1 protein-coding gene is annotated in these 1,933 nt (G+C 71.0%); it reads right to left on the reverse strand.

The window, feature by feature from the left end:
* Positions 1-137: 137 nt before the first annotated feature.
* Positions 138-1,571, reverse strand: a complete 1,434-nt coding sequence (locus G7A99_RS18845; protein WP_163143086.1) for a M20 family metallopeptidase — start codon at positions 1,569-1,571, stop codon at positions 138-140.
* Between the last annotated feature and the right edge of the window lie 362 nt (positions 1,572-1,933).

The following is a 1,933-nucleotide window of genomic DNA, read 5'->3' on the forward strand; positions in this document are numbered from 1 at the left end:
CCTACCTGAACGCCTATCCTCTACCCGGGACCAGGATCGACAGACAACGTTGCGCACCCGGCCCTCCTGGCGGGGATGCCCGGCCCGCACCGCCAGTCTTCCGGGTAACTCCCGGGTGAACACCCTACCGGAAGGTCTCAGTCAGCCACTCGGCCCTGAGCGGCGTGGGCCGCCAGCACCGAGGCCACGGCACCGGTGAGCCGCCGTGCCGTGGGCACGTGCAGGAACTCGTTGGGCCCGTGGGCGTTCGACTGCGGGCCGAGCACCCCGGTGATGAGGAACTGCGCCTGCGGAAATCGCTCGCCGAGCATGCCCATGAACGGGATCGTGCCACCCTCGCCCATCGCCATCGCCGGCCGGCCGAACCACGCCTGCGAGGCGGTATTCACGGCGTCCGACAGCCAGGACTCCAGCGGCGGTGCATGCCAGCCGGTGGTCGCCCAGGCCGCGTCGAAGTGCACCCGCGCGCCGTTGGGCGGGTCCCGCTCCAGCAGGTCCTTGAGGGCACGGGTCGCCGCCTCGCCGTCCACCGTCGGCGGCAGGCGCAGGGACAGCCGCAGCACCGTGCACGGGCGCAGCACGTTGCCCGCGCTCGCCAGCGGCGGCAGGCCATCCGCGCCGGTAACCGCCAGCGCCGGCCGCCAGGTCCGGTCAAGGATGAGCTCCATCGGGTCGTCGCGGTCCGGCCCGGCACCACCAACGAAGGGGAACTTGCGATAGACGCCCTCGCCGAGCACCGACGCCGCGGCCTCGGCCTGCTCCTGGCGCTCCGCCGGGATCTCGGCACGGAACGCCTCGGGCAGTATCCCGCCGTCCGCCGCCGACTCCAGGCGCTCCAGCAGGCCCCGGGCCAGGCGGAAGCTGTCCGGCACCACACCGCCGGCGTCCCCGGAGTGCACGCCCTCCTCGAGGATCTCCACGCTGAGATCGCCCATGGCCATGCCGCGTAGCGACGTGGTCAGCCAGAGCTGGTCGTAGTTGCCGCAGCCGGAATCCAGGCAGATCACCAGCTCCGGCTCGCCGATGCGCCCGGCCAGGGCATCGATGTAGTGAGGCAGGTCGAAGCTGCCACTCTCCTCGCAGGTCTCGATCAGCACCACGCAGCGCGGATGCGCCACGCCCTGGTCCTGCAGCGCGCGTACCGCCGTCAGCGAGGCGAACACCGCGTAGCCATCGTCCGCGCCGCCGCGGCCGTAGAGCCGGTCGCCCTCCATGACCGGCTGCCACGGCCCCTTGTCCGCGTCCCAGCCGGTCATCTCCGGCTGCTTGTCCAGGTGCCCGTAAAGCAGCACCGTACCCTCGGCCGTGCCGGGGATATCCAGCAGCAGCACCGGCGTGCGCCCCTCCAGACGCACCACCTCCACGCTCATGCCCTCGACCGGCTGCTCCCGGCACCACCGCTCGGCAAGCGCCACCGCCGCATCGATATGCCCCGACGCCGCCCAGTCCCCGTCAAAGTGCGGCGACTTCGCCGGTATGCGGATGTACTCCGTCAGCGCCGGGAGGATCGACGCCTCCCAGGTCTCGTCGACCAGCGCCTGCGCTCTCGCCTGATCCAGCATGGACGCCATTGCCTGTCCTCCACCGCTGCGTGCGGCCCAGTCCCGTTACCAACGCCGTGAAACCACATCCCCGCCCCTGTGTACGGGGCGTGCGGCGGTCACCGGCAACCACGGAAACGTTGATACACGAGGGCATGCGCGATCAAGCACCGGCGAAGACGACGGCGGATAATCCCCCCGGTTCCAGCCCCGCGGGCACAGGGAACACCGCCGGGATGCCCACCACGGAGAGGCCTCATCACCACTCACGGACTTCGGCCTCCACCCCGCTCATGGCACTGGCAATATCGCGCAAGCCAGCCCGCAGCGCCCCGTCGTCATATACCGCACGCGCTTGCTCGAAAAGCGCGGCCGGATAGCGGCCCCCGCTC

The sequence above is a fragment of the Arhodomonas sp. KWT genome, assembly GCF_010993615.1.